The sequence below is a fragment of the Tenacibaculum aiptasiae genome, from assembly GCF_008806755.1.
GTDB lineage: Bacteria > Bacteroidota > Bacteroidia > Flavobacteriales > Flavobacteriaceae > Polaribacter > Polaribacter aiptasiae.
Map to the genome: position 1 here is coordinate 164,739 of NZ_WAAU01000008.1, position 23,164 is coordinate 187,902.

The following is a 23,164-nucleotide window of genomic DNA, read 5'->3' on the forward strand; positions in this document are numbered from 1 at the left end:
TACTTGTGTTTATTTATAAGTTAACACAACTAATTTGCTTAATATTTGTCTCAACTTAAGAGTTAAAACAAAATAAAAAAGATTTCTCTATTCCTTTGCCTCTAAATATTAAAACAAAGGTTATGAGTAAACTTTTAAACAGCACTTTAAGCACTTTTTTAAGCATCTTTTTTCTGACCTCCACAATGGTTTCATGTAATAGAAAAACGGATATTATAAACCAAAATGATTTTGAAGGAGAAGTAATTATTATAGGTGCTGGAGCTGCCGGTTTAGCTGCAGCTAAAATGTTAGATAGTAAAGGGATTAATTATAAAATTTTAGAAGCTACAAATTATTATGGAGGAAGAGTTCAAAAAAACAATGATTTTGCCGATTTCCCCATAGATGAAGGTGCCGAATGGATTCATGCAGATAAATCTATATTAAATACATTAATTGGAAAGGAAGGTAAAGAACCTAGTATTGAAACTATTTTATACCAACCAATGAATGTATACTCTTTTGATGGAAAGAATTATAAAAAAGTACCTAAAACAAGCTTAGAATATGCATATTCGCTTTTTACAGAATATAAATTTAAGAATACAACTTGGTATGACTATTTAGATAATCATTTTGCTAAAAATGTAAAGCATAATATAATCTACAATACAAAAATCACTACAATAGATTACACAGGAAATAAAGTGAAAATTGTGACAGAAAAAGGAAAAGAATATCAAGCAGACAAAGTAATTTTAACTGTTTCTGTTGGAGTTTTAAAATCAAAAGCTATCAACTTTATTCCTGCTTTAACATCTAACAAAATAAAAGCAATAGAATCTGTAGATTTTTTACCTGGTTTTAAATTATTCTTAAAGTTTTCAGAAAAATTCTATCCAGATATGATTGCTTGCGAGACTTCAAATGGAGAAAAAACTTTTTATGATGTAGCTTATCATAAAAATAGTCAGGATAATGTATTAGGGCTGCTTTCAACAGGCATTTCAGCTGAAAAGTACTATCAGTTAGGGAGTCAAGAAAAAATCATCAAAGAAGTACTTAAAGAATTAGATGAAATATATGATGGAAAAGCCTCAAAACATTATTTAGGTAAATATTTAATTAAGAACTGGGGCAAACAAATATATACTTTAGGTACTTGGACCAGTAATGAAACTGATACTTCAAGTTTAAAAGAACTAAATAAACCACTTCAAAACAAAGTGTTTTTTGCAGGAGAAACTTATGATTTAAATGAAGAACGATCAACTGTACAGGGAGCTATATTATCTGGTTACAATACTGTTAAGTTAATCTTAGAAAAAAACTAAGACTCTATGAACTCAATTATAGCAATTATACTAGTAACTACTTCTTTATTTTCTTTCAACAAAGAGCAGGAGGCTCTAAAAAATAAGGAAAAGAAAATAATCATAATTGGAGCAGGAATTTCAGGATTGGCTGCCGCAAAATATTTTAAAGAAAAAGGTATTAATCCTATTGTTTTAGAAGCTCAAAATAAAGTAGGAGGTAGGTTAAAAACAGATAGAAGCTTAGGAATCGCTTTTGATGAAGGTGCAAGCTGGATTCATGGTTCAAAAGGCAACCCTATAACAACTATAGCAAAGCTATCTAAAGCTAAAACATTTTTTACAGATGATAATAATACAGAAGTATATAATATTGCCGGAACTAAATATCAAGCTAGATTTTTAAGGAGACAAGAAAGAATATATAAAAGGAAAATAAATCGAATTAAAGGAAAGAAAAACCAAAGTTTTGGTAAAGGGTTTTATACAAAATTCCCAAAGTATATAAATAATAATCTTTGGACTTATATGCTTTCTGCTTATTTAGAATTTGATACAGGAGGAGATATTTATAAATTATCATCCACTTATTTTTATGATGATGAAGCTTTTGGAGGGGACGATCTTATAATAACTAATGGATATGATAATTTAACCAATTATTTAGCTGAAGAGATAGATATTAGATTGAATAATAACGTAACCCATATTAATTATACTAACAATACTGTTCTTATAACCACTAATGAAGATACATATGAAGCAGATTTTGTACTGGTAACAGTTCCTTTAGGTGTTTTAAAGAATAAAAGCATAACCTTTATACCATTACTACCTAAAAAAACTCAAAAAGCTATTGAAGGTTTAGAAATGGGTTCAGTAAATAAATTTTTACTTACTTGGGAAAAATCTTTTTGGAATACTGATTTACAATACATTGGTTATACTCCTAAAAAGAGAGGAAAGTTTAATTATTTTATGAACCTGAATAAGTTTGCTCCAATAAATGCCTTAATGACTTTTGCTTTTGGAGAATTTTCTAAAAAGACAGAACACATGTCTGATGAAGAAGTAACTCAAGAGATAATGACAAATTTGAGAGTTATTTATGGTCCAAATATTCCAAATCCTACTAATATTTTAAGAACTAAATGGAGTACAAATAAATACACATTTGGTTCTTATTCATTTGCAACAAATGGTACAACTCCTGAATACTTTGAAGTATTTGAAGAATCAATTAATAATAAGATATTTTTTGCAGGAGAACACACAATCGTAGATTATAGAGGTACTGTCCATGGAGCTTATTTAAGTGGAATTAGAGAAGCTAATAAGATTATTAAACTATTTACTTTAGATAGATAAAATATCTATAAACGTCTATAAAAAATAAAAGAACATCTATAAAATAATAAAAACTAAGGTAGATTATTTTACCTTAGTTTTTCATTATGATAAACGCTCAAGAAAGAAAGTATTTAAAAATTTTATTCCATATTTTAATATGGTTGCTTTTGTTTACTTACCCCTTAGCTTCACTAAATGAAGAGTATCTTATTCATAGAAACTGGGTGTCGCTAACATGTATTTTTATTGCTTTTTATATAAATTACTTTGTTATAGTAGACCTTTTTTTCTTTAGAAATAAGAAACCGGTATTCTATATACTCAACATTCTGTTAATAATACTACTATATGTTTTATTACGACATACGTTAAAATTAAGTTTATTTCATCCCACAGTTGACGGTAAAATTGTACGACAGGTAAGAAATGGAGCAATGACTACTATCCAATTAATTTTACCTATTATCTTAAGTATTGGAATGTGCCTTGGTTTAAAGGTTAATATAAGGTTTCGTAAAAGTCAATTATTACTAGAGCAAATAAAACAAACACAATTAAATTCAGAAATTAAATACTTAAAATACCAAGTACAACCACATTTCTTATTTAATACGTTGAACAATATTTATGCATTAGTTGATTCAGCTCCTGAAATAGCTAAAGAATCTATACATACTATGAGTAAAATGATGCGCTATTTATTGCATGAAGCCTCTAATAGCAAGGTTTCTTTAACTAAAGAGATTGAATTTATAGAACGTTATATTGAATTAATGCAATTAAGAGTATCATCTAATGTAACATTAAAAAAGAACTTCCCTATCATAAATCAGCCAATACAAATAGCTCCTCTGTTATTAATTTCATTTGTAGAAAATGCATTTAAACATGGCATAGATGCTGTAAAACCTAGTTTTATCAATGTAGAGTTAAGTATAAATGGAAAATATATAAATTACAGGGTAGTAAATTCTTCATTCCCTGAAAAAGAAAAAGTAACTAACTCTGGTATTGGTTTAGAAAACTTAAAAAAACGATTAGAATTAGTATATCCAAAGAAATTTGAACTAAAAACCAAAGAAGAAGCTAATCTATTCATTGCCGAATTAAAACTTAAATTTAAAGAATGAAACTATCTTGTATTTTGATTGATGACGAACCTTTAGCTTTAAATTTATTAGAAGGTTACATTAATTCCATTCCATTTTTAGAATTAAAAGCTAAATGCAATAATGCTATTGTAGCTTTTGAAATCATAGAAAATGAAACTATAGATTTAATTTTCACTGATATTCAAATGCCTAATCTGTCTGGAATTGAATTCTCAAAAATGATTTTAAATAAAAATATAAAAGTTATTTTCACTACTGCTTTTGAAGAGTTTGCACTCGAAAGTTATAAGGTAAATGCTATTGACTATTTAGTAAAACCAATAAGTTATACTGAGTTTTTTTCAGCAGCAAACAAAGCCAAACAGCTACTTTTTAATAGTGCACCTAGTAAAACTTCAATGGATGATTATATATTCATCAAATCAGATTATAAATTGATTAAAATAAATCTGAAAGACATTATTTATGTAGAAGGATTGAAAGACTACCTAAAGTTTTATACAGTTAATTCAGAAAAACCATATCTGACTTTAAAAAGTATGAAATCGCTTGAAGAAGAATTATCTAACAAATACTTTATGCGTGTACATCGTTCATTTTTAGTTAATTTAAAAATGATAACAACCGTAGAAAGAAATCGAATTGTCTTTGGTGAAAAATACATTCCTATCTCAGAAAAGTATAAAGAAAATTTCCAAAAATTTATAGAAGGTGATTTTTTAAAGTAGATAGAAAATAGTTAAACTTCTATAAAAAACGCTTCTAGGTATATTTCATTTTAGTAGAAAAATCAAATTTCTCAACTTCGAAATAGAAATAAAATTATATACCTATGAATAAAATAGCTGTTTATCTAATCATTTGTTTAACATCTAACTTTTATGCTCAAAATTTCAATGCAAAAATTGATCAATCCATTCAAAAATATATCGAATTAGATCAATTCTCAGGAACGGTTTTATTAGCTAAAGATGGTAAAATTCTTTATCAAAAAGCATGTGGAGATGCTAATAAAAGTTATGGTGTAAAAAATACAATAGATACAAAATTCAATATTGCATCAATGGGAAAAATGTTTACAGGTGTTTCCATAATGCAATTAGAAGAACAAGGGAAATTAAACATTAATGATCCTGTTATTAAGTATCTTAAAAACTTCCCTTTAGGAAATAACATTACAATATTTCATCTATTATCTCATACATCTGGAGTTGGAAATTATATGAGAGCTTCTGACTATAGATCTGACAGACATCGATTTAAAGAGATTAATGATTTATTACCAATTATATATCAACAAGAATTAGTTTTTAAAGAACCAGGTAAAAGGTTTTCTTATTCCAATTCAGGAATGATTTTATTAGGAGCTATTATAGAAAACATAACGGAGTTATCATATTCAGAATATATTACTAAAAATATATTTGAACCCTTGAAAATGAAGAATACTATAATGAAATTTGGTGATGAAGTAGTTAATAACAGAGCTACAGGTTACTCAAAATCCATATCAGGAAAATATTATAATAATACTCCTTATGGTAGCTCTCCGTTTCCAGATGGCGGCATCTTATCAACCGTAAAAGATATGCTAAAGTTTGATCAAGGACTTTATAATTCAACTTTGATTAATGAAATTTCTAAACAGAAAATGTTTAAAGCCTTAAAAGTAACCTATGGTTTAGCTTTTCAAGTCGAAAATAGACAAGGCAATAAAGTAGTAGGGCATGGCGGTGGTATGCCTGGATTTTCATCATACTTTTCTAGATATTTAAAAGATAAATATACCATTATAGCTTTATCTAATTATGATTTAATTTCTAGAAATATTGTACGTCAAATTGAAGGAATTCTCTATAATAAAGAATATCCTTTACCAAAAGAAAGATTACGTGTTTTCATTTATAAAAACATGGGTACAATTAAGAGCATGAAATCATTTGATGCTATTGTTAATTATATTAATAATAATCAATATTCACTTAGGCATCCTCAGAGATTAAATATTATAGCCTATGAATTTTTAAAAGAAAAAGAAATAGACTTTGCAATAAGCTTATTCAAATTGAATGTACATTTATTCCCAGATGAACCTAATGTTTATGATAGTTTAGGAGAGGCTTATGAAAAAGACAAGCAATATAGTTTAGCACTTAAATATTATGAAAAAGCTGTAGCGTTAGCAAAAAAGCATTCACACAGATCATTAGAATCCTATAAAACAACGCTAGAAAGATTTAAGAAACAAATGAGTAAGGTTTTATAATTTGTAAGAGATGACCAGTTTTATAAAACAAAATAATCAATTAAGTTATTTTTTAGATCTGATAGTATATTTAGCAATAATGTTTCTTATTAGAGAAATACATATTCCTAATACACACTTTTTAGTAAATACATTTTTGTATTCCGGAACAACTTTTATAGTCGCTACATGGCAAATGAATAGGAGAGGAGTCACATGGAGCTCAATAGGTTTGAAAAGGCCTAAAAGTATTTTTATAACACTTTTAAAAGCAGTTTTTTTGTTTTTAGTTATAATAGCTACATTTCTGATTTTTAAATTTATTCAAGAATCTTTTTCATTGGTTAAAGAAAATCCTACCAGAGGAATAAAAACAGGAAAATCGTTAAGCAATGGAGATTATGGATATGTATTTTCTATTATAATTTTTATTTGGCTTCAATCTGCATTAGAAGAGCTACTAGAGCGTGCATTTTTAATTACTTGGTTAGAGAGGCTTTTTGAAAAAACATCGTTTAAAACAACTTTAGCAATCATAATTCAAGCATGTATATGGGGTTTTAGACATTCATATGATATTTCTGACAGATCCTTGTCAGTAGCTTTGGTTGGAATTATTATGGGAATAGCTTACGTGAAGTTTCATAGAAATTTATGGACTCTTATTATTGCACATTGTGCAATGAATACAATGTCTTTAATATAAAAGCATATTAGTTTGGCTTTTAATAGATTTAAAAACCAAACTAATATATAAAAACCTGTAATACAAATAACTATATAATTCAATTTTTAGTTTATCGAACGTTTTCTTCATTTCGTCGACACTTCACCCTGTTTAAACTAACAGATTAAAAAACAAGTAAATAGCCATAGTATCTTAGCTAAAAAATTAAAGAAATAATGAAAGCTCAACCAATTTTAGTAAGACTAGTTAAGATATGTGGAAATAAATATGATATTAAATTTCCTGAATTAGAACTTAATATGACTGTAAATAAAGATTTTTTTGCAAAAATTTCTAATAGTCCTGAACAATATAAATTTTTAGTATATCCTTATAACTAAGAAAACTATTTTAGAATAGATTAAACTAGTAATCAGTTATTTATTAAAGAATCAAAGTTCTTTAAAGGTTTGTAATTCAATTCTTTTTTAGCTTTTTCTTATACTCTGTCAATACTAGGCAAAAACTCCCAATTATTCTTTTTTTAATAATCAATAGCTTGTGGATAATTATCAGAATTCAACAGATGAATTTTTCAACTTTAAACAGATCAATAAAGAACCGTTTTAAATCTACTGCTTTCTTAAAATTAGAATCAAGTTTCAAATAACAAAAAAAACTTAAGAAGTATAATTCTCTATTGCTTTATGTAATTTGTCTATCATACGCTGTCGTAAACGTGCTGGTTTTAATATTTCAATGCTGTTACCAAAACCAAGGATTTTACGTTCCAATTCATAATTAACTTGAACTAAAATATTAAATATCACTCCATCATCGGTTCGTTCTATTAAACGTTGACTTCTATGAAAAGGTTTGGTAATAACATAAGGAGCATTTTCTTTATCAATCCAAAATTCAATGCGTTGTGCTCTAGTGTTGGCTACTGTAGCACCGATTACATCTTTATAATATGTATCTCCATCAATTTGCAAATCGTTATACTCTTGATTCTCTTCTTGTACTATATTTGATATTCTATCTAGAGCAAGAGTGATGTATTGTTTTTTACCAGAAGCTAATAAAAACCATCTGTTATTATACTCCTTCAATAATTGAGGATGTACGGTCATATTGCTTGCTTTACGAGCTTTAAATGATTGATACGTAATTGTTATTACTTTTTTATTTTGAATGGCTGCATAAATAGGATCAATATATTTTAAACCTTTTAATTGTTCATTTTTATCTAAATGAATAATTGCTCGATTTGTTTTTTGTGAAGCATAAACAGAATCTTCTAATCTCTGTAAAACACCATCCATTTCTTTAAACAAAGAAAAATCTTTAAACTGACGTAAAACTTGAATAGCTTCATTCATAATTTGAACATCATTATCTGTTACTGGGATATTCATAATACTGTATTCTTCTTCAGAATAACGATAAAATTTACGATCATATACTTCAATAGGAGCATTGTAGCCTAGTTTATCACTTCGCATTGATTGAATATCCAATTGAACAGTTCGCTTGCTTACATAAACATCTTTACCTTCATATTCATATAAAGCATCAGAACAAGCTTCAATTAAATCATCCAAAGTCCAACGTTTCATTTTATTTCGCAAACATTGATCTATTGTTTTATATCGAATTAGCGCATTTTTATTAGAAGCCATATTTAGTTTTTATTACAGGTTGAACAGTATAAATCTTTTATATAATCGAAGCGTAAATTCTGATAATTTCTATTAATCCAATTACACCATCTGTTTTTATTATACTTAATAGCTTTTTGTTGTATCATTTTCAATAAAATCTTTTCTTGTTTATCAGGATAAGCAATTAAAGTTTGAGCCAAAATAAAGCTAGCATCTTCATTTAATTTACCATCTATATATCCTTTAGATAATAAATTAATCGTTAAATGATACATACTCCAACGATTAAAGAATAAGGCTAAATTAACATCATCTTCAATACTTGAAGATTTTTTGCTATAATAATCTGTTATAAAGACAAATGAGTCATTTATTTTTTGGTAATTATTAATTTGTCCATAATAATTAATTATAGCCATTTGATAATTTAAATACAGTGGATTAATTTCTTCACTATTTTTATAATGAGAAAATAACTTATCTACTTTCTCTGGGTGCAATACTCTGGCCAATCTTTTTTTATCTGTATCCCAAAACATTAATAACTGTTTTGCAGTTATTGAATAAAGGTTTAATAAATTTTTTTGTGCACCAGAATTAAGCTTATCATAATTTTTCAACCAGTAGTTTATATAATAAATTATAGTATCTATTTGATAAAAATTAATATTCTTAATTATTAAAGCACTTGTATTTTGAACTAAATCTTTTTGATGTAGTAACCTTTCTAAGATAAAATCTTGATCTAAGATATAATTAAGGTCATTTTTCTGATTATATAAAGTCGCTAGAGCTTTATTGGCAATATTTATATCATTATTTAATAAAGCATTTATTAAATTATAATAAGCATGGTTTTTATCCGTAGCTGCCCAAGTTCCTTTTTCAAAAATAATAGCTTTAGATTTTCGTTGATTCTCAAACTGTTGTTTCCATTTATTCCTCAACTTTGTATTAGCTAGTTTACGTTTTTCTTTTTTAGAGCTATTAAGTTTTTTATCCAAACCATAAATTTCTAATTGAAAATCAAATAATTCCCAGTTTTCTTTAGCTTCTGTTACAATTTTTATTTGATTAAGCTTTAAGTTATTCTTTAAATACTCTTTTATAAAAACAGCACGTTTATTAAACAAATATTGATTATTTTTAAACGTTCCATCAATAGATGTAAAGCTTTTAATATCAATTAAATTTGTTTTGTCTTTATTAACTTTTATAGGAGTGATTTTATGAGCTGTAACTTTAGAAGAATAGAAGTCAAAGTATAACTCTTTTACAAATGATATTCCTTCAGTTTTTAGTTTTATATTAGGTGTAAATATCTTAGGTTTAATTGGAATAAGATTATATTCACTTGAAGGAATTGTAACTGGTATTTTATAAGCACATTTATTACGCCCTTTTATAATAATTATATTAGGTGCTATTATTTTATTCTTTAAAAAATCAGGTATTTTACCCAATGAAATTACTACTCGATAATCACCTTTAGCTTTATTTTTAGAAATTAATTCGTCTCTATAAAATGGAGGTAATAATACACCATCATAAATAGGTGAGGAATCTAATTTATTCTTAGCACCACATTTTATTTGATCTTTAGTTACTAAATCAACAGCAATGCCATCCCATGAATCATTGAAAATAGTATTAAAGATTTCTTTATTATGAAATCTAAGTATAATTTCATTTTCTTCAATAGAAATATTATTTCCCAGGCTTGCAATAATATTGTTGAATCTATGAAGAGATTTACAATCAGTATTATTTCTTATACCAAATGCATCTTTAGATAATTGATTTGGGACTTTATAAATTTTGTTACCAAAAACATGGGCTACAAAAAACTGTCTTTTTTTGATATTATAAGAAAATCCAAAATCAGCATAAGAAAATTCACTACCAATCATGGTACTATAATGATCTGGCGATTTTTTCCATGCTTTAAACATTAAGTTAGCAATTAAACCTAGTTTTTTATTAGAAAAAGGAGGCTTTATTGATCTTGTTTTCAATACATTTTCACCAACAGATGTAAAAGATTCAGAATATTTTAATACTCTTTTATAAGGAGTTTTTAGTTCTTCACTTTTTTGAGAATGAGTTACATTATTAGATTTAGACATGTAATCAGCATGAAGTTTTGCAGCTTTAGCAAGATTTATGTCTTTTTCTAATAAATGTATCCCCATTTTTTTTCTCTGGAGATTAATTTTTTTTGTTAACAAATCATTCAAGTATTTTTCTTGCGATGTAGTCAACTGTTGAGAATAAATTGAATAAATGTTTACACTTATAGCAATTAATAGTAGTATTTTATTTTTCATAGTAAAGCCAATTAAACAAAAACGATGCCTAAATGCTTTTTAATTCATTTTTCAAATTTGTTCTTGCTTGTTCTTCGTATAAATCTCTAAACGTTGCTGTAGCATAAATAAAGGGCTTATTAATGAAGTGTTGCAATACTTTCTTACGTCCTTTTTTATAAAGAAAATTAGGAACCGATTTGTATTCTTCTCGTATCAACTTAGTATACTTAGAATAAATATCAGAGGAGGTACCTAAAATTCCTAAATCAAAATCGATAAGCCATTTCGTATCACTGTCATTTGCCTCATGAGTTTTAGTGGCTATGATTTGTTTGTGAATAGCATCTAAGTTATTAGAAGATAAATCAATTTTAGAAAGACAATCAAGAGCATATAAAGCGCTTTTTTCTTCGTTATCTTTTTTCCAAATATTATAGATAATATCATGATAAAATACAGAGAATGATACTATATCTATATGTTCAATCTGATTCTTATAAGTATCAGCATAATTGAAAATCTCTTTTAGATGCGTTAGATTATGGTAAGCTCTATGCTTTTCAGAATAATTTGTTACTATCTCTTTCCATAGTAATTCTTTAATAGTAACATCATTCGTATACTTAGATATCAATTCTGAAAAACGTTGTTCTAAATTCATTTACATCAATTTTTTGATAAAATTAGAAAATAATCCCTACTACGCAAAAAGATTGCGCACCTTAGTTGAATATTTGTACCGGAATCATAAAAAAAGAAGAAATTCTTAACAGTAATCGCTCCACAAAACAAGGAGTTTGTGGAGCATAAAAAATGAAAATTATGAAAAATGAAATGAAAATAACGGGAAAAGAATTAATAGGATGGGGACATAAACCAGGGAAATGGTTTCCAGAAGCTCTAGAGTATATAAATAAAAATGAGCTATCTGAAAGTGAAATATTAGAGTATTTAGAACAATTTAAATCAGGACCAGAGATGCCATTGTTGGATAATCCAATGGATTTTAAAATAAATATAAAGGCTGAAAATGAATTAGAAGAAATTAATGTTAATTCTGTAGTTACTTCTATGGAAGTCTTGATGAAAACTCCAACAATAGTTAACGGAGCAATCATGCCGGACGCTTGTCCAACTGGCCCCTCAGGAACTATTCCTGTAGGAGGGATTGTAGTAGCGAAAAATGCCATACATCCAGGAATGCATAGTGCTGATATTTGCTGTTCAGTAATGTTAACAGATTTTGGAAAAGCTAAACCTAAAGATGTTTTAGATGCTGCACATTCAGTAACTCACTTTGGATCTGGTGGTAGAGATAGAAATACCCAATTTCGTTTTCCTATGGATTTATTAGCTGAAATAGAAGCTAATCCATTTCTAAATAATCAAAAATCGATTTCTGCAGCTAGAAGTCATTTGGGAACACAAGGAGATGGGAATCATTTTTTATTTGTTGGTAGATCTAAAAAAACAGGAAATACAATGATGGTTACACATCATGGAAGTAGGGGATTTGGAGCAAATTTATATAAACGAGGAATGCATATAGCTGAGCAATTTAGAAAAAAATTATCTCCTAAAACTTTAAAACAAAACGCATGGATTCCATTTGAAACTGAAGAAGGGAAGAATTATTGGGAGGCATTACAAATTATACGTAAATGGACCAAAAAAAATCATGAAGTATTGCATGATGCGACTCTAGAAAAATTAGGACTTATAAGAGAAAATCGATTTTGGAATGAGCATAATTTTGTTTTTAGAGATGGTGATTTGTTCTATCATGCCAAAGGAGCAACGCCATTAAACCCTAAATTTATGCCTGATATTACTGGGCCAAGGTTGATTCCTTTAAATATGGCTGAACCAGTATTAATTGTAGAAGGAAATACTACTGAAAATAATTTAGGTTTTGCGCCACATGGAGCAGGAAGAAATGTGAGTAGAACACAACATAGGAAAAGTAAAAAAGGAACAATACAAGAAATATTCGATGAAGAAACAAAAGGTTTAGATATTCGTTTTTTTTCAGAAGAAATTGATATTACTGAGTTACCTTCAGCTTATAAAAACGCTAAAACAGTACGTAATCAAATGAAAGAGTATGGTTTAGGAAATGTAATAGATGAAGTTTTACCATATGGCTGTATTATGGCTGGTGATTGGCAGAAAAATGCACCTTGGAAGAAACGAAAAAGAAGAAATAAATAATTGATATGACAGATGAGGATATAATCAATTTATTAGATATAGAACCAATAATTAATGCTAGATATAACCATCTACTTTATGCCATAACTGATTGGAATAATGAAGTAATAAATGTGGATGATTATCTAATGCAAGTAAAAACTTATTTAAATATTAATGAAATTACTTCAGAAGTATTAAAATCAAAAGTAAAATCATTTACTATCAATAATAGTAAAGATATTTGGAATTTAGAATCTATCAGTGAATTAGTTATATTTTTAGAAAATCAAAATAATTACTTGAAAAATATGGGGATTAGTAAAGTTTTAAAACAAAAAGCATATGAAGTTTTGATAAACAAAATTGATATTGAAACTTTTGAGGGATTTATATATAAATTAACAGAGAAAGCAGAATTTAGTAGTAATAGTTTATTGTTTGATATTGTTAGCATTAACTATAAATCTAAAAAATCAAAAAAAGAATTAAAGAGTTTAATAAAAAAGCTTTTCACTAAAAATGAACTATTAAGCTTAAATGTTTATGAGAATTGTTTAAAAATAATACAATATGAAAACATAGAAGAATTTGATAATAGTCTTAAATACCTTTCAGATCAATATGTGGAAAGTAACTATGAATACAATGTTTTCTATAACTTTTATAGACTTAATAACGAAAGTGTTTTTATTTCAGAAATGGGGTATAGTTACATTGAAATAGATAAAGAGCAAATTATAAAAAACACAAAAGAATATTCAAAAATTGTTATTGACATGTTTAATTTTTATAAAGAAAATGAAGACTGGGATAATTTTTTGACAGATAAAAATTATAACAATTTTAATTATGCTAAAAAAGATAACGAGGATATAGAATCTTATATTCCGAAAAAAAGAAAAACAAATAAGTTTTATGATTCTCTTCTTAATTTTTTAGGGCTGACTTAAATTTTACAAACAAAATTTGGAAGTTTAAAAGTATTTTATTCATCTTTGCGTTAGTTCATTGACAGGTTCTTATCTAATTTTTATAAGATATGTAACACAATAATGCGTTACATAATTTATAAAATATAGTATTATGAATTGGAAAATTCAAAAATTGACTAATGGAGAAACCATTATATCAAAAGAACCAGGTAATTCTATGTTACCTCTTTTAAAATCTAAACAACCAGTAAAATTAGCTCCTATTAATTGGAAAGATTGTAAAGCTGGAGATATTGTTTATTGCAAGGTTCGTGGAAATTGTTTTACACATCTTGTAAAAGGTAAAAATGATAAAAGAGGACTATTGATTGGTAACAATCATGGTAGAATTAACGGATGGACAAAAAATGTTTATGGAAAAGTAGTAGAAATACTTCCAATGCCATAGGTATTATTAAAAAAGAAATTATTAATTATATTTTATAAAAATAAAGTAAAAAGCTTATGAGCATAATTAAATTACATAAAATGGGCGCTAAACTGCGACTTTTTAGGTCGGTGTTCTAGGTTAAAAACTTTAAAAAGCATATTAAAGGCGTCCAAAATTGATTTTTTGGACGTTTTTTTATATTTTTTTTTCAAAAACTAATAGATGCCAATACATCGTGTAAGTTTTAGCTACATAACAATAAATCAAAGAGTTATCTAAACTCATTATATCCGCACAAAAGCGGACAGGTATCCTCTTGTTTAAAATTAAATATAACTAGGTGATTATCAGTGAAGTAAATTGGTTTTTGATTTGCATGATTGAAAAAATCCTTTTATGTTTGCACCGCAATAAAGCACAAAACAATTTTAAAACGAAGTAACATGTTTAAATTTCAAATCAACATATGTACAGTAATAGAACCAGGTTCTAGTGTACAGTATTTACTTCGCGACTTTCTTCACAAATAGATAATTAATTATACTATATATGAAAAAGTCCGAAGCAAAAACTTCGGATTTTTTTATGGCTATTTTCTAAAGATTTCCCGAAGTGTTAGCTCGAGTACATTCGAGGTTAAATAGGAGTCAACCAAAGTTGATTCCCTAAAATCAAACATCTCAAAATTAAATCATGGGAAATAAATTAAAAGGAAAAGACCTAATAAAATTAGGGTTTCCAAAAAATAATAGTATCAATATTGCTTTAGGGCAAATTAACAGATACCGGAAAAGAGAAAAGAAGGAACGTATTTTAGAGGAGGCTAAAGAAGTATTACTTGAGCCTGATAGATTTCAAGGAAATGCTATTTGGGGTAAAGTAGTAGAAGGATTACTAAAGCCTGTAGAAGTTCGTTTTCACGAGTTAAAAAATACAAGAGCTCCTTTTACAATTTACGGAGAAAATGAAATAGATGATCAAGCAAAATATCAATTATATAACGCTTTAAAATTACCAATTGCTGTACAAGGCGCTTTAATGCCCGATGCACACTCAGGTTATGGTTTACCAATTGGAGGTGTACTAGCTACTGAAAACACTGTAATCCCCTATGGAGTAGGAGTAGATATTGGTTGTAGAATGTGTTTAACTGTCTATCCGATAAAAGCATCTTATTTAAAAGGAAAAAGACATCAATTAGAAAGCATCCTTTCAGAACACACAAAGTTCGGTATGCGAGAAACACACAAGGTAAAACATGATCATGAAATATTTGAGCGTTCAGAATTTAAGGACATTCCTTTAGTTAAGCGATTAAAAACAAAGGCATATCAACAATTAGGAACCTCTGGAAGTGGAAATCATTTTGTTGAATTTGGAATTGTAAATATTACAGACGAGAACAATGAATTTCAATTACCAATTGGCGAATATATTGGCTTATTAACGCATAGTGGAAGTCGAGGTTTAGGAGCAAATATAGCAAAGCACTATACCTATTTGGCAGCAAAACAATGTCCTTTACCCAAAAATGTTCAACATTTAGCATGGTTAGATTTGAATACTCATGACGGACAAGAATATTGGTTAGCAATGAATTTAGCTGGAGATTATGCTAAGGCGTGTCATGATAATATTCATAAACGAATAGGAAAATTGTTAGGAGCTAAAGCCATTGCTAAAATTGAAAATCATCACAATTTCGCTTGGAAAGAACAAGTAAATAATCAAGAATTAATTGTGCATAGAAAAGGAGCTACACCAGCTAATAAAGGGCAATTAGGTATTATTCCAGGTTCTATGACAGCGCCAGGTTTTATTGTACGTGGTTTAGGTAATGAAGAAAGTCTTAATTCGGCTTCACATGGAGCAGGTCGTTTGTATTCACGTAGAAAATGTAAAGAAAAGTTTACTAAAAGTGATATCAAACATCAGTTAAAAATGAACGATGTAACTCTTATAGGAGGAGGAATTGATGAAGCTCCAATGGCCTATAAAAATATTAAAAAGGTAATGGCAAATCAACAAGAATTGGTGGAAGTAATAGGAACATTTACCCCAAAAATTGTAAGAATGGATACATAAAATGGAAACAAAAATAATACAATTAACAGCTGCAAAAGGACCTGCAGAATGTGCATGGGTTGTAGCCAAAGTGCTAAAAATATTCTTAAAAGAATTGATAATTAATAAGATTGAATATCAAATACTTCATAAAGAAAACGGAATAGAAAATGGCACGGTACAATCAGTAAGTATAGAATTAAATGGTAAAGAGATTTCGAATTTCTTAAAGAATTGGCTAGGGACAATTCAGTGGATAGGAGTATCTACATTCAGAAAATACCATAAACGTAAAAATTGGTATATAGGATGTTATGAATTGAATCAGGTTCAGCAAAATACAATTTATGAAAAAGAAATTCAATTTCAAGCTATTAGAAGTTCTGGGGCAGGAGGGCAGCATGTAAATAAGGTAAGCTCAGCAATAAGAGCAAAACATTTACCTACTGGAATTCAAGTTTTAGTTATGGATAGCCGATCACAACATCAAAACAAAAAAATAGCAGTAGAACGATTAAAAGAAAAAGTTTCGGAACATAATACAAATCAATTAAAAGAAGCTGTAAAACAAGAATGGAAAAACCATTTGAATTTAGAAAGAGGAAATCCTATTAAAATATTTACAGGTTCCGATTTTAAACAAAAAAAGAAAGAGAAATCTTTTAAAACAACACGTAATCAGTTGAAAACAGATTTGCGTAAACAATTAGAATAAAATCATGGAAAACTATATAAATAATTATGTTTTTAAGGCATTAGACGCATTTTATTACGATTTAGAAGAAACAATGGAGTCTTTGAATTATGCTTTGTCTTATGACGATAAAAATACAATGGCACTAACATTAATGGGTAGAGTATATGCTGAAAAGTTATATAAATACTCAGAAGCTATTGAATATTATAAAGAAGTTTTAGCTATCAATATCAATGCTTTTGAAGTGTACTCACCTTATATCAATGTGTTGTTATGGAATGAAGATTTAAAAGAGGCTGAAGATTTTATTGACTTTGCATTAACAGTAAAAGGATCAGATAAAGCAATGTTATATTTAAAGAAAGCTGTTGTAAAAGAACATCAGAAAAAATATAAATCAGCTTTAAAGTTTATCAAGTTAGCAAAAGAGCATAGCTATAATTCTGATTTCATGTATACTATTGATACAACTAAAGATCGTATAAAAGAAAAAATGCCCAATACAAAGAAGAAAAAAACAACTAAAAATAATAAAAAGAAGAAGAAAAAGTAAAATATTTTCAACTACGCAAAAAGATTGCGCAACAGTGTGTAATATTTGCAGTGTAATTATGAAAAAGATCGCGCCTAAGTGGGAAAATTGCAAAAACACCTCACTTTATAAAAGACTGAAGTGAGGTTAGATTTAGAAATAAGATTTTAAAAATATCAAGCAAGTCTTGTTGAGTGTTTCAGTATAGCACCATTGTATAATTCCGTACAATATTTGTATTCGGTTATTATATACAACTAGCCTTGAAGGTTTTGATTATTTACCAAAAATAATCAGCATTCTATGTACGGAGGTTCGAATCCTTCCATAACGAAAGTTATGTAGCAAAGCGGTTATGCAATAGAGAATTCCGTGTGGGTTCGAGTCCCACTATCCGTTAGGATATCGTCTAATTGGTAGGACACTAGATTTGGGTTCTAGAGAATTCGGGCAGTAAAATGCCTATTATTTGAGGAAGCTCATCAACTTGTAAAACTGATGACCATTAACAAAAGCGGTATATTTTTTATGAGTTCTTTCGAGAACACTTAAAAAAGAACTTTGAAATTTTTAATTTTTTAAATAAGAAAGTAGTTCCTTTTTATAAATCAGTTGATTTTATATATGATTTCAATCCATTTTAAAAAACGAATTGTGGCCTTTTTAAAAAGATCAATTTCCGTGCTTTCTTAAGCATTTAAAATATATCGTTTTTATAAAACCATAAAAAAATAGAAGAATGAAAAGAATAAAAATTAACACAGGAAAAGTAGGATTGGTATTTAAAAAAGGAGAATATCAAAAAGTAATTACTGAAGGTACACATTGGTTGTATTTAAATCAAAACGTCATTATTTATGATTTAACAAGTGAGTTTATCGGAACTATTGCCATAGAAATCTTATTAAAAGATACAGTTTTAGCAGACATGTTAGATATTGTAGAAGTAAAGGATAATGAATTCGTATTAGTTTATGAAAACCATAATTTTAAAAGAGTATTAGAAGCCGGTAGGTATTTTTATTGGAAAGGTTTAATTAATAGAACTTTTCAAAAAATAGATAAAAGCAAAATTTATATTACAGAAAATATAGATAAAGCATTGTTTAGTAATTATCAATTAAATAAACATATTAGAGCTTTTGAAGTAGCAGCCTATGAAAAAGCCTTATTGTTAGTAAATGATGTATACACAAAAACATTAACAGGAGGAACTTATCGATTTTGGAGAAATGATACATCTATTAAAATTGCCAAAGCAGATATGAGACAATTGCAATTAGAAATAGCTGGACAAGAATTATTAACAAAAGACAAAGCCAATGTAAGAATTAACTTTTATACGCAGTATAAAGTAGTTGATATTGAGAAAGCTTTGTTAGATAATAAAGAGTATGAAAAGCAATTGTACATTTTAATGCAATTGGCTTTAAGAACTTATGTTGGAGGTTATACCTTAGATGAATTGTTAGAGAAAAAAGAAAACATTGCTAATGCAGTATTTGAAGAAGTTTCTAAAAACACTAATCAGTTAGGAGTAAAAATAGTGAATTGCGGAATTAGAGATGTTATTTTAACTGGTGATATGAAAGATATCATGAATCAGGTTTTAATAGCTCAAAAAAGAGCACAAGCTAATATTATAACAAGGAGAGAAGAAACTGCTTCTACTAGAAGTTTATTAAATACAGCCAAATTAATGGAAGACAATGAAATGTTGTTCAAATTAAAAGAAATGGAATATGTAGAAAAAATTGCCGATAAAATTGGTGAGATAACAGTTTCAGGTAATGGCAATGTTGTAAAGCAGTTAAAAGAAATTTTTACGGTTAATAATTAATAAGTTTATAAATGTAAATAGAGGTATATAAATGTGAAAAAAAGGAGTTTTTGACGAAACTCTTTTTTTTCTTATATTAGAGAAAAATAAGATTATGTCCCTCAACATTAACAATTTAATTGACAAAAATCTTCCTTTAATAGAGAAGCTTACAAGGTCAAAAAAAGCAAACACGAGTATCTGGAGACTCGTAGGATTAGACAACAAAGAATTAAGTGATGTTTACGAATGTAACAGACTTGGTGATGAAATGGAAGCCAAATCTTTAATAAAACGTAAAAGAGCAATGATTCTAAATCTTACCGCAAAGGGTAAAAGAATACTTAAAAATGGAGGATGGTTAAAATACCGTCAACAACTTTTAAAAGAAAAAAATACGGTTCTGGAGCTTACAGAGTCTTAAATAGATTCAGTCTTTTTATTCACAACAACTACTTTGATTTTCAAGTCGAAGCGTATATTTAGTGTATAAAATCAATTAAACTAATCGGTTTTAGAGAGATTATTTGATGTAAAGAATTACGAATATTTTTCCTTAAAACTACAAATTGTAGCAGTACTTGTTTATATTTGTAGCAAATGAGAAAAATATCAACAAATATACGCCATTTAAGAAAATTAAGAGGATTAACTCAAGAACAATTTGCAGAAAAACTAGATATAACAAGGTCTAGAGTTTCTTCATATGAAGAAGGAAGATCAGAGCCTTCTATTGAGTTTTTAATCACTATATCAGATTATTTTAAGTTACCTATTGATGTTTTAGTGAAAAACGATTTAACGTTTTCAAAAGAATCATCATTCATAGAAATTGGGAGTCAAAGAGTGCTTTTCCCAATAATGGTAGATAGCGAAGATGATAACTTAATAGAAATAATACCTACAGAAGCATCTGCTGGTTATTTATTAGGTTATGACGATCCTGAATATATTGAACAATTGCAAAGAATAAAACTACCTTTTTTACCAGTTGGTAAGCATAGAGCTTTTCCAATTAAAGGAGATTCTATGCATCCTATGAAAGACGGATCATTTGTTGTAGCTCGATTTATTGAAAACATAAACGAGGTTAAAGATGGTGTTTCCTACATAATTGTTACTAAAAACGACGGAATTACCTATAAGAGAGTATATGATAAAATTGAAGAGAATAAAACATTATTGTTAGTTCCTGACAATAGAAATTATCAAAGCTATAATGTTCCAATTTCTGAAGTTGTAGAACTATGGGAATTTACTTGTAGTATTAATACTCAAGAATACGACGAAAGAGATTTAAAAATAAGCAGTATCGCTACGATGCTTACGCAATTAGGTGTAGAATTAAAATCGTTAGCACAATTAGAAAAATAAGTATCGATTAGACTATTTAAGCTTCTAAAGCAAAAGTATAAACGAGGATTGAATTGTATTCAATTCTCGTTTTTTATTATCATCAATAGATACTATTTACTCATTCTCTTATCTGATTTTATCCTTAGGCAAACTTAGCCTTCAATACATTTTATTTTCTACATTTTTTTAGGTTTCTTGTATTTAATACTTTTCATCAAAGTAGTAAGAGCCCCCCGCTTTAATTAAAAATACTTTTCAATTTTTGGAAAGTATTTTTTTATCAGTACTCTTAAAATTATAGTATTTTCGTAGCAATAAGTTTTATTTCTATGTCAAAGTTACCTGGTACTACAGCTAGTATATTTTCTGTAATGTCGCAATTAGCACAACAGCATAATGCGATTAATTTATCACAAGGATTTCCAAATTTCCCAGTCGATGAAAGATTATTACAAATATCTCAGCGTTTATTAACTGAGAATATTCATCAGTATACACCTATGGCTGGGCTACCTTCTTTGCTTCAAAAAATAGCTTTATTAACGCAAGAAAACTATCAAAGAAGTATAAACACTTCTACAGAATTATTAATTACATCAGGAGCTACACAAGGAATTTACACAGCAATCAATACTTTGGTAAACCAAGGAGATGAAGTAATTATTTTAGACCCTAGTTATGATAGCTATGAACCTTCTGTTTTAGTAGCAGGAGGGAAGCCAGTAAGAATTTCTTTGAGTGACGATTATTCGCCAAACTTCAATCGAATAGAATTGGCAATTACTTCAAAAACAAAGTTAATTATTGTAAATAATCCACACAATCCAACAGGAAAAATTTGGAAGGAAGAAGAGTTTGAAGCTTTAGAAACTATTTTAGAAAAACATGCTCATGTTTTACTACTGAGTGATGAAGTATATGAGTACATTTCGTTTAAACATTCACATATATCCGTAAATACTCGTCCTAAGCTAGCAAATAAAGCGATTATAGCATCATCCTTTGGAAAATCACTACATGTTACAGGTTGGAAAGTTGGATATTTAATCGCTCCAGAATTTTTAATGAAAGAAATTAAAAAGATTCATCAATTCTTAGTTTTTAGTGTAAACAGTATTTCACAACACGTTATTTCAGAATACTTAGATATTGTCAATTTTAATGAAGTAGCAGACATGTATGCTAAAAAAAGAGCTTTATTTCAAAACTTATTAAAAGATAGTCGTTTTGAGGTTTTACCTTCAGAAGGAACTTATTTTCAAATAGTCAATTATAAAGAAATCAGTACTAAAAACGATATGGATTTTGCTACAGATTTAATAACCAATCATGGTGTTGCTGCTATTCCTATATCCGTTTTTTATAAAGACGCAACCGATAAACAAATGCTTCGATTTTGTTTTGCAAAAACAGATGAAACTTTAATTGCTGCTGCAGAACGATTGAAGCAGATATAAGAAGCTTTAAAATTATATAGCTTATATTTATTAGAAAATGTAGATTTGATTTGTGAAGCATTTTAAAAACATACAAGATTATTGTAAGGCAATTAATATTCCACCTTCAAAGCATCCTTATTTTGATATCAGGAGCTTTGAAGACAATATGCCTACAGTTGTTTCTAAAATGGAATCTTTTAAGCACGAATTTTATGCCATTGCTATAAAAGTAGAAGGAACTGGGAAGGCCATTTCTGGACATCATACTAATTTCCCTAAAGGAGCTACCGTTTTTTTCAATTCGCCTTTTCAACTAATCTCTTGGGATATACTTCCAGATTGGGAAGGCTATTATTTAATGTTTTCAAAAGAATTTATTACACAATCAAAGCATTTACAACAGCTTTTAAAAGAGTTTCCTTTTCTAAAAATAGATAAGTCAATACCTTTTGAAGTACAACCTAAAGAGGTATCTAAATTACTGGCTATTTATGAAACAATACATGAAGAGCAGCAAAATTTAAAGGATGATTCTTTATTAATAATGGAAGCTCAGTTATTAGTATTACTTAATTATGTAAAGCGTTTTTTCAATGCACAAGTAAATAAAGAAGAAGCTTTGGAAGAATTTAGAAAAGCGGATGTAAATCTCTTATCACGTTTTCAAACATTAATAGAAACTAATTTCTACGAAAGCAGCATAGCTAATAAAAAAGCACATTCTCCAAGTTTTTATGCTGAGAAACTTGCCGTACATCCAAATCATTTAAACGCTACTGTAAAACAAATTACTGGACATACCGCAAAGAAACACATACAAAATCATATTCTACGCTTGGCAAAATCACGATTGCTACAAACTCAAATGAGCGTTAAAGAAATAGCTTATTCATTACATTTTGATGCTCCTAACAATTTCAATAGTTTTTTCAAAAAAAATACCTCACAAACACCAAATTCCTATAGAAAAAATCACTAATCTTTGATTTTTATACTTCTTAGTTTGATTTCATAAACTTTTCAGAAAAAGCCTGTCGCATCTTTGTACTATCAAAAACAA

At 28.0% G+C, this 23,164-nt stretch carries 21 protein-coding genes; 18 read left to right on the forward strand and 3 right to left on the reverse strand.

Annotated features, from left to right (window positions below; genetic code table 11):
* Positions 1-122 precede the first annotated feature (122 nt).
* The 7 genes from F7018_RS03540 to F7018_RS18285 all read left to right on the forward strand — a co-directional run bounded on the left by F7018_RS03540 (position 123) and on the right by F7018_RS18285 (position 7,070).
* A complete protein-coding gene (locus F7018_RS03540) occupies positions 123-1,316 on the forward strand; it encodes a flavin monoamine oxidase family protein (protein WP_150898617.1) in 1,194 nt (397 codons plus the stop codon).
* Positions 1,317-1,322: 6 nt separating this feature from the next.
* A complete protein-coding gene (locus F7018_RS03545; RefSeq protein ID WP_150898618.1) occupies positions 1,323-2,663 on the forward strand; it encodes a flavin monoamine oxidase family protein in 1,341 nt (446 codons plus the stop codon).
* Positions 2,664-3,079: 416 nt separating this feature from the next.
* The gene (locus F7018_RS03550) at positions 3,080-3,775 is read left to right on the forward strand and encodes a sensor histidine kinase (RefSeq protein WP_175578629.1); all 696 of its coding nucleotides are present in this window, start codon (positions 3,080-3,082) and stop codon (positions 3,773-3,775) included.
* Positions 3,772-4,485 (forward strand): LytR/AlgR family response regulator transcription factor, encoded by a 714-nt coding sequence (locus F7018_RS03555; protein WP_150898620.1) that lies wholly within the window; start codon positions 3,772-3,774, stop codon positions 4,483-4,485. The genes F7018_RS03550 and F7018_RS03555 overlap by 4 nt, the downstream gene beginning before the upstream one ends.
* A 104-nt stretch (positions 4,486-4,589) precedes the next feature.
* Entirely contained in the window at positions 4,590-6,023 is a 1,434-nt protein-coding gene (locus tag F7018_RS03560; RefSeq protein WP_150898621.1) for a serine hydrolase, read from the forward strand.
* 10 nt (positions 6,024-6,033) lie between these two features.
* Positions 6,034-6,708, forward strand: coding sequence for a CPBP family intramembrane glutamic endopeptidase (locus F7018_RS03565; protein ID WP_150898622.1), 675 nt, complete (start codon positions 6,034-6,036; stop codon positions 6,706-6,708).
* Positions 6,709-6,905: 197 nt separating this feature from the next.
* The gene (locus F7018_RS18285) at positions 6,906-7,070 is read left to right on the forward strand and encodes a hypothetical protein (protein WP_175578630.1); all 165 of its coding nucleotides are present in this window, start codon (positions 6,906-6,908) and stop codon (positions 7,068-7,070) included.
* Between the two features lie 279 nt (positions 7,071-7,349).
* Here F7018_RS18285 and F7018_RS03570 read toward each other — a convergent pair whose 3' ends face one another.
* From F7018_RS03570 to F7018_RS03580, 3 genes are read right to left on the reverse strand one after another with little or no spacing between them, the layout of a single operon-like run.
* Positions 7,350-8,351, reverse strand: a complete 1,002-nt coding sequence (locus tag F7018_RS03570; RefSeq protein WP_150898623.1) for a helix-turn-helix transcriptional regulator — start codon at positions 8,349-8,351, stop codon at positions 7,350-7,352.
* Between the two features lie 2 nt (positions 8,352-8,353).
* Complete coding sequence (locus F7018_RS03575) at positions 8,354-10,660, reverse strand: CAP domain-containing protein (RefSeq protein ID WP_150898624.1); 2,307 nt, start codon at positions 10,658-10,660, stop codon at positions 8,354-8,356.
* Positions 10,661-10,688: 28 nt separating this feature from the next.
* A complete protein-coding gene (locus F7018_RS03580) occupies positions 10,689-11,303 on the reverse strand; it encodes an HD domain-containing protein (RefSeq protein WP_150898625.1) in 615 nt (204 codons plus the stop codon).
* A 173-nt stretch (positions 11,304-11,476) separates the two neighbouring features.
* Here F7018_RS03580 and F7018_RS03585 point away from each other — a divergent pair, with 173 nt between their 5' ends.
* The 11 genes from F7018_RS03585 to F7018_RS03635 all read left to right on the forward strand — a co-directional run bounded on the left by F7018_RS03585 (position 11,477) and on the right by F7018_RS03635 (position 23,083).
* Positions 11,477-12,853, forward strand: a complete 1,377-nt coding sequence (locus tag F7018_RS03585) for an RtcB family protein (RefSeq protein WP_150899277.1) — start codon at positions 11,477-11,479, stop codon at positions 12,851-12,853.
* 5 nt (positions 12,854-12,858) lie between these two features.
* On the forward strand, positions 12,859-13,785 hold the full coding sequence (locus F7018_RS03590) for a hypothetical protein (protein ID WP_150898626.1): 927 nt from the start codon (positions 12,859-12,861) through the stop codon (positions 13,783-13,785).
* Positions 13,786-13,918: 133 nt separating this feature from the next.
* Positions 13,919-14,215: a phage repressor protein gene (locus tag F7018_RS03595; protein ID WP_150898627.1), complete on the forward strand. Its 297-nt coding sequence runs from the start codon at positions 13,919-13,921 to the stop codon at positions 14,213-14,215.
* A 675-nt stretch (positions 14,216-14,890) separates the two neighbouring features.
* Positions 14,891-16,282: an RtcB family protein gene (locus F7018_RS03600; RefSeq protein ID WP_150898628.1), complete on the forward strand. Its 1,392-nt coding sequence runs from the start codon at positions 14,891-14,893 to the stop codon at positions 16,280-16,282.
* 1 nt (position 16,283) lies between these two features.
* On the forward strand, positions 16,284-16,976 hold the full coding sequence (gene prfH, locus F7018_RS03605; protein ID WP_150898629.1) for a peptide chain release factor H: 693 nt from the start codon (positions 16,284-16,286) through the stop codon (positions 16,974-16,976).
* 4 nt (positions 16,977-16,980) lie between these two features.
* Entirely contained in the window at positions 16,981-17,511 is a 531-nt protein-coding gene (locus tag F7018_RS03610; protein ID WP_150898630.1) for a tetratricopeptide repeat protein, read from the forward strand.
* A gap of 718 nt (positions 17,512-18,229) precedes the next feature.
* The gene (locus F7018_RS03615; protein ID WP_150898631.1) at positions 18,230-19,330 is read left to right on the forward strand and encodes a slipin family protein; all 1,101 of its coding nucleotides are present in this window, start codon (positions 18,230-18,232) and stop codon (positions 19,328-19,330) included.
* 94 nt (positions 19,331-19,424) lie between these two features.
* Complete coding sequence (locus tag F7018_RS03620) at positions 19,425-19,733, forward strand: hypothetical protein (RefSeq protein WP_150898632.1); 309 nt, start codon at positions 19,425-19,427, stop codon at positions 19,731-19,733.
* A gap of 176 nt (positions 19,734-19,909) precedes the next feature.
* Entirely contained in the window at positions 19,910-20,683 is a 774-nt protein-coding gene (locus tag F7018_RS03625; RefSeq protein ID WP_150898633.1) for an XRE family transcriptional regulator, read from the forward strand.
* A 311-nt stretch (positions 20,684-20,994) separates the two neighbouring features.
* The gene (locus tag F7018_RS03630) at positions 20,995-22,122 is read left to right on the forward strand and encodes a methionine aminotransferase (protein WP_150898634.1); all 1,128 of its coding nucleotides are present in this window, start codon (positions 20,995-20,997) and stop codon (positions 22,120-22,122) included.
* A gap of 52 nt (positions 22,123-22,174) precedes the next feature.
* Positions 22,175-23,083, forward strand: a complete 909-nt coding sequence (locus F7018_RS03635) for an AraC family transcriptional regulator (protein ID WP_150898635.1) — start codon at positions 22,175-22,177, stop codon at positions 23,081-23,083.
* Positions 23,084-23,164: the final 81 nt, after the last annotated feature.

Bases quoted from the DNA above. Each gene is read 5' to 3' on its own strand.
- F7018_RS03540 (WP_150898617.1), top strand. From the start codon at position 123: ATGAGTAAACTTTTAAACAGCACTTTAAGCACTTTTTTAAGCATCTTT.
- F7018_RS03545 (WP_150898618.1), top strand. From the start codon at position 1,323: ATGAACTCAATTATAGCAATTATACTAGTAACTACTTCTTTATTTTCT.
- F7018_RS03550 (WP_175578629.1), top strand. From the start codon at position 3,080: ATGACTACTATCCAATTAATTTTACCTATTATCTTAAGTATTGGAATG.
- F7018_RS03555 (WP_150898620.1), top strand. From the start codon at position 3,772: ATGAAACTATCTTGTATTTTGATTGATGACGAACCTTTAGCTTTAAAT.
- F7018_RS03560 (WP_150898621.1), top strand. From the start codon at position 4,590: ATGAATAAAATAGCTGTTTATCTAATCATTTGTTTAACATCTAACTTT.
- F7018_RS03565 (WP_150898622.1), top strand. From the start codon at position 6,034: ATGACCAGTTTTATAAAACAAAATAATCAATTAAGTTATTTTTTAGAT.
- F7018_RS18285 (WP_175578630.1), top strand. From the start codon at position 6,906: ATGAAAGCTCAACCAATTTTAGTAAGACTAGTTAAGATATGTGGAAAT.
- F7018_RS03570 (WP_150898623.1), bottom strand. From the start codon at position 8,351: ATGGCTTCTAATAAAAATGCGCTAATTCGATATAAAACAATAGATCAA.
- F7018_RS03575 (WP_150898624.1), bottom strand. From the start codon at position 10,660: ATGAAAAATAAAATACTACTATTAATTGCTATAAGTGTAAACATTTAT.
- F7018_RS03580 (WP_150898625.1), bottom strand. From the start codon at position 11,303: ATGAATTTAGAACAACGTTTTTCAGAATTGATATCTAAGTATACGAAT.
- F7018_RS03585 (WP_150899277.1), top strand. From the start codon at position 11,477: ATGAAAATAACGGGAAAAGAATTAATAGGATGGGGACATAAACCAGGG.
- F7018_RS03590 (WP_150898626.1), top strand. From the start codon at position 12,859: ATGACAGATGAGGATATAATCAATTTATTAGATATAGAACCAATAATT.
- F7018_RS03595 (WP_150898627.1), top strand. From the start codon at position 13,919: ATGAATTGGAAAATTCAAAAATTGACTAATGGAGAAACCATTATATCA.
- F7018_RS03600 (WP_150898628.1), top strand. From the start codon at position 14,891: ATGGGAAATAAATTAAAAGGAAAAGACCTAATAAAATTAGGGTTTCCA.
- prfH (WP_150898629.1), top strand. From the start codon at position 16,284: ATGGAAACAAAAATAATACAATTAACAGCTGCAAAAGGACCTGCAGAA.
- F7018_RS03610 (WP_150898630.1), top strand. From the start codon at position 16,981: ATGGAAAACTATATAAATAATTATGTTTTTAAGGCATTAGACGCATTT.
- F7018_RS03615 (WP_150898631.1), top strand. From the start codon at position 18,230: ATGAAAAGAATAAAAATTAACACAGGAAAAGTAGGATTGGTATTTAAA.
- F7018_RS03620 (WP_150898632.1), top strand. From the start codon at position 19,425: ATGTCCCTCAACATTAACAATTTAATTGACAAAAATCTTCCTTTAATA.
- F7018_RS03625 (WP_150898633.1), top strand. From the start codon at position 19,910: ATGAGAAAAATATCAACAAATATACGCCATTTAAGAAAATTAAGAGGA.
- F7018_RS03630 (WP_150898634.1), top strand. From the start codon at position 20,995: ATGTCAAAGTTACCTGGTACTACAGCTAGTATATTTTCTGTAATGTCG.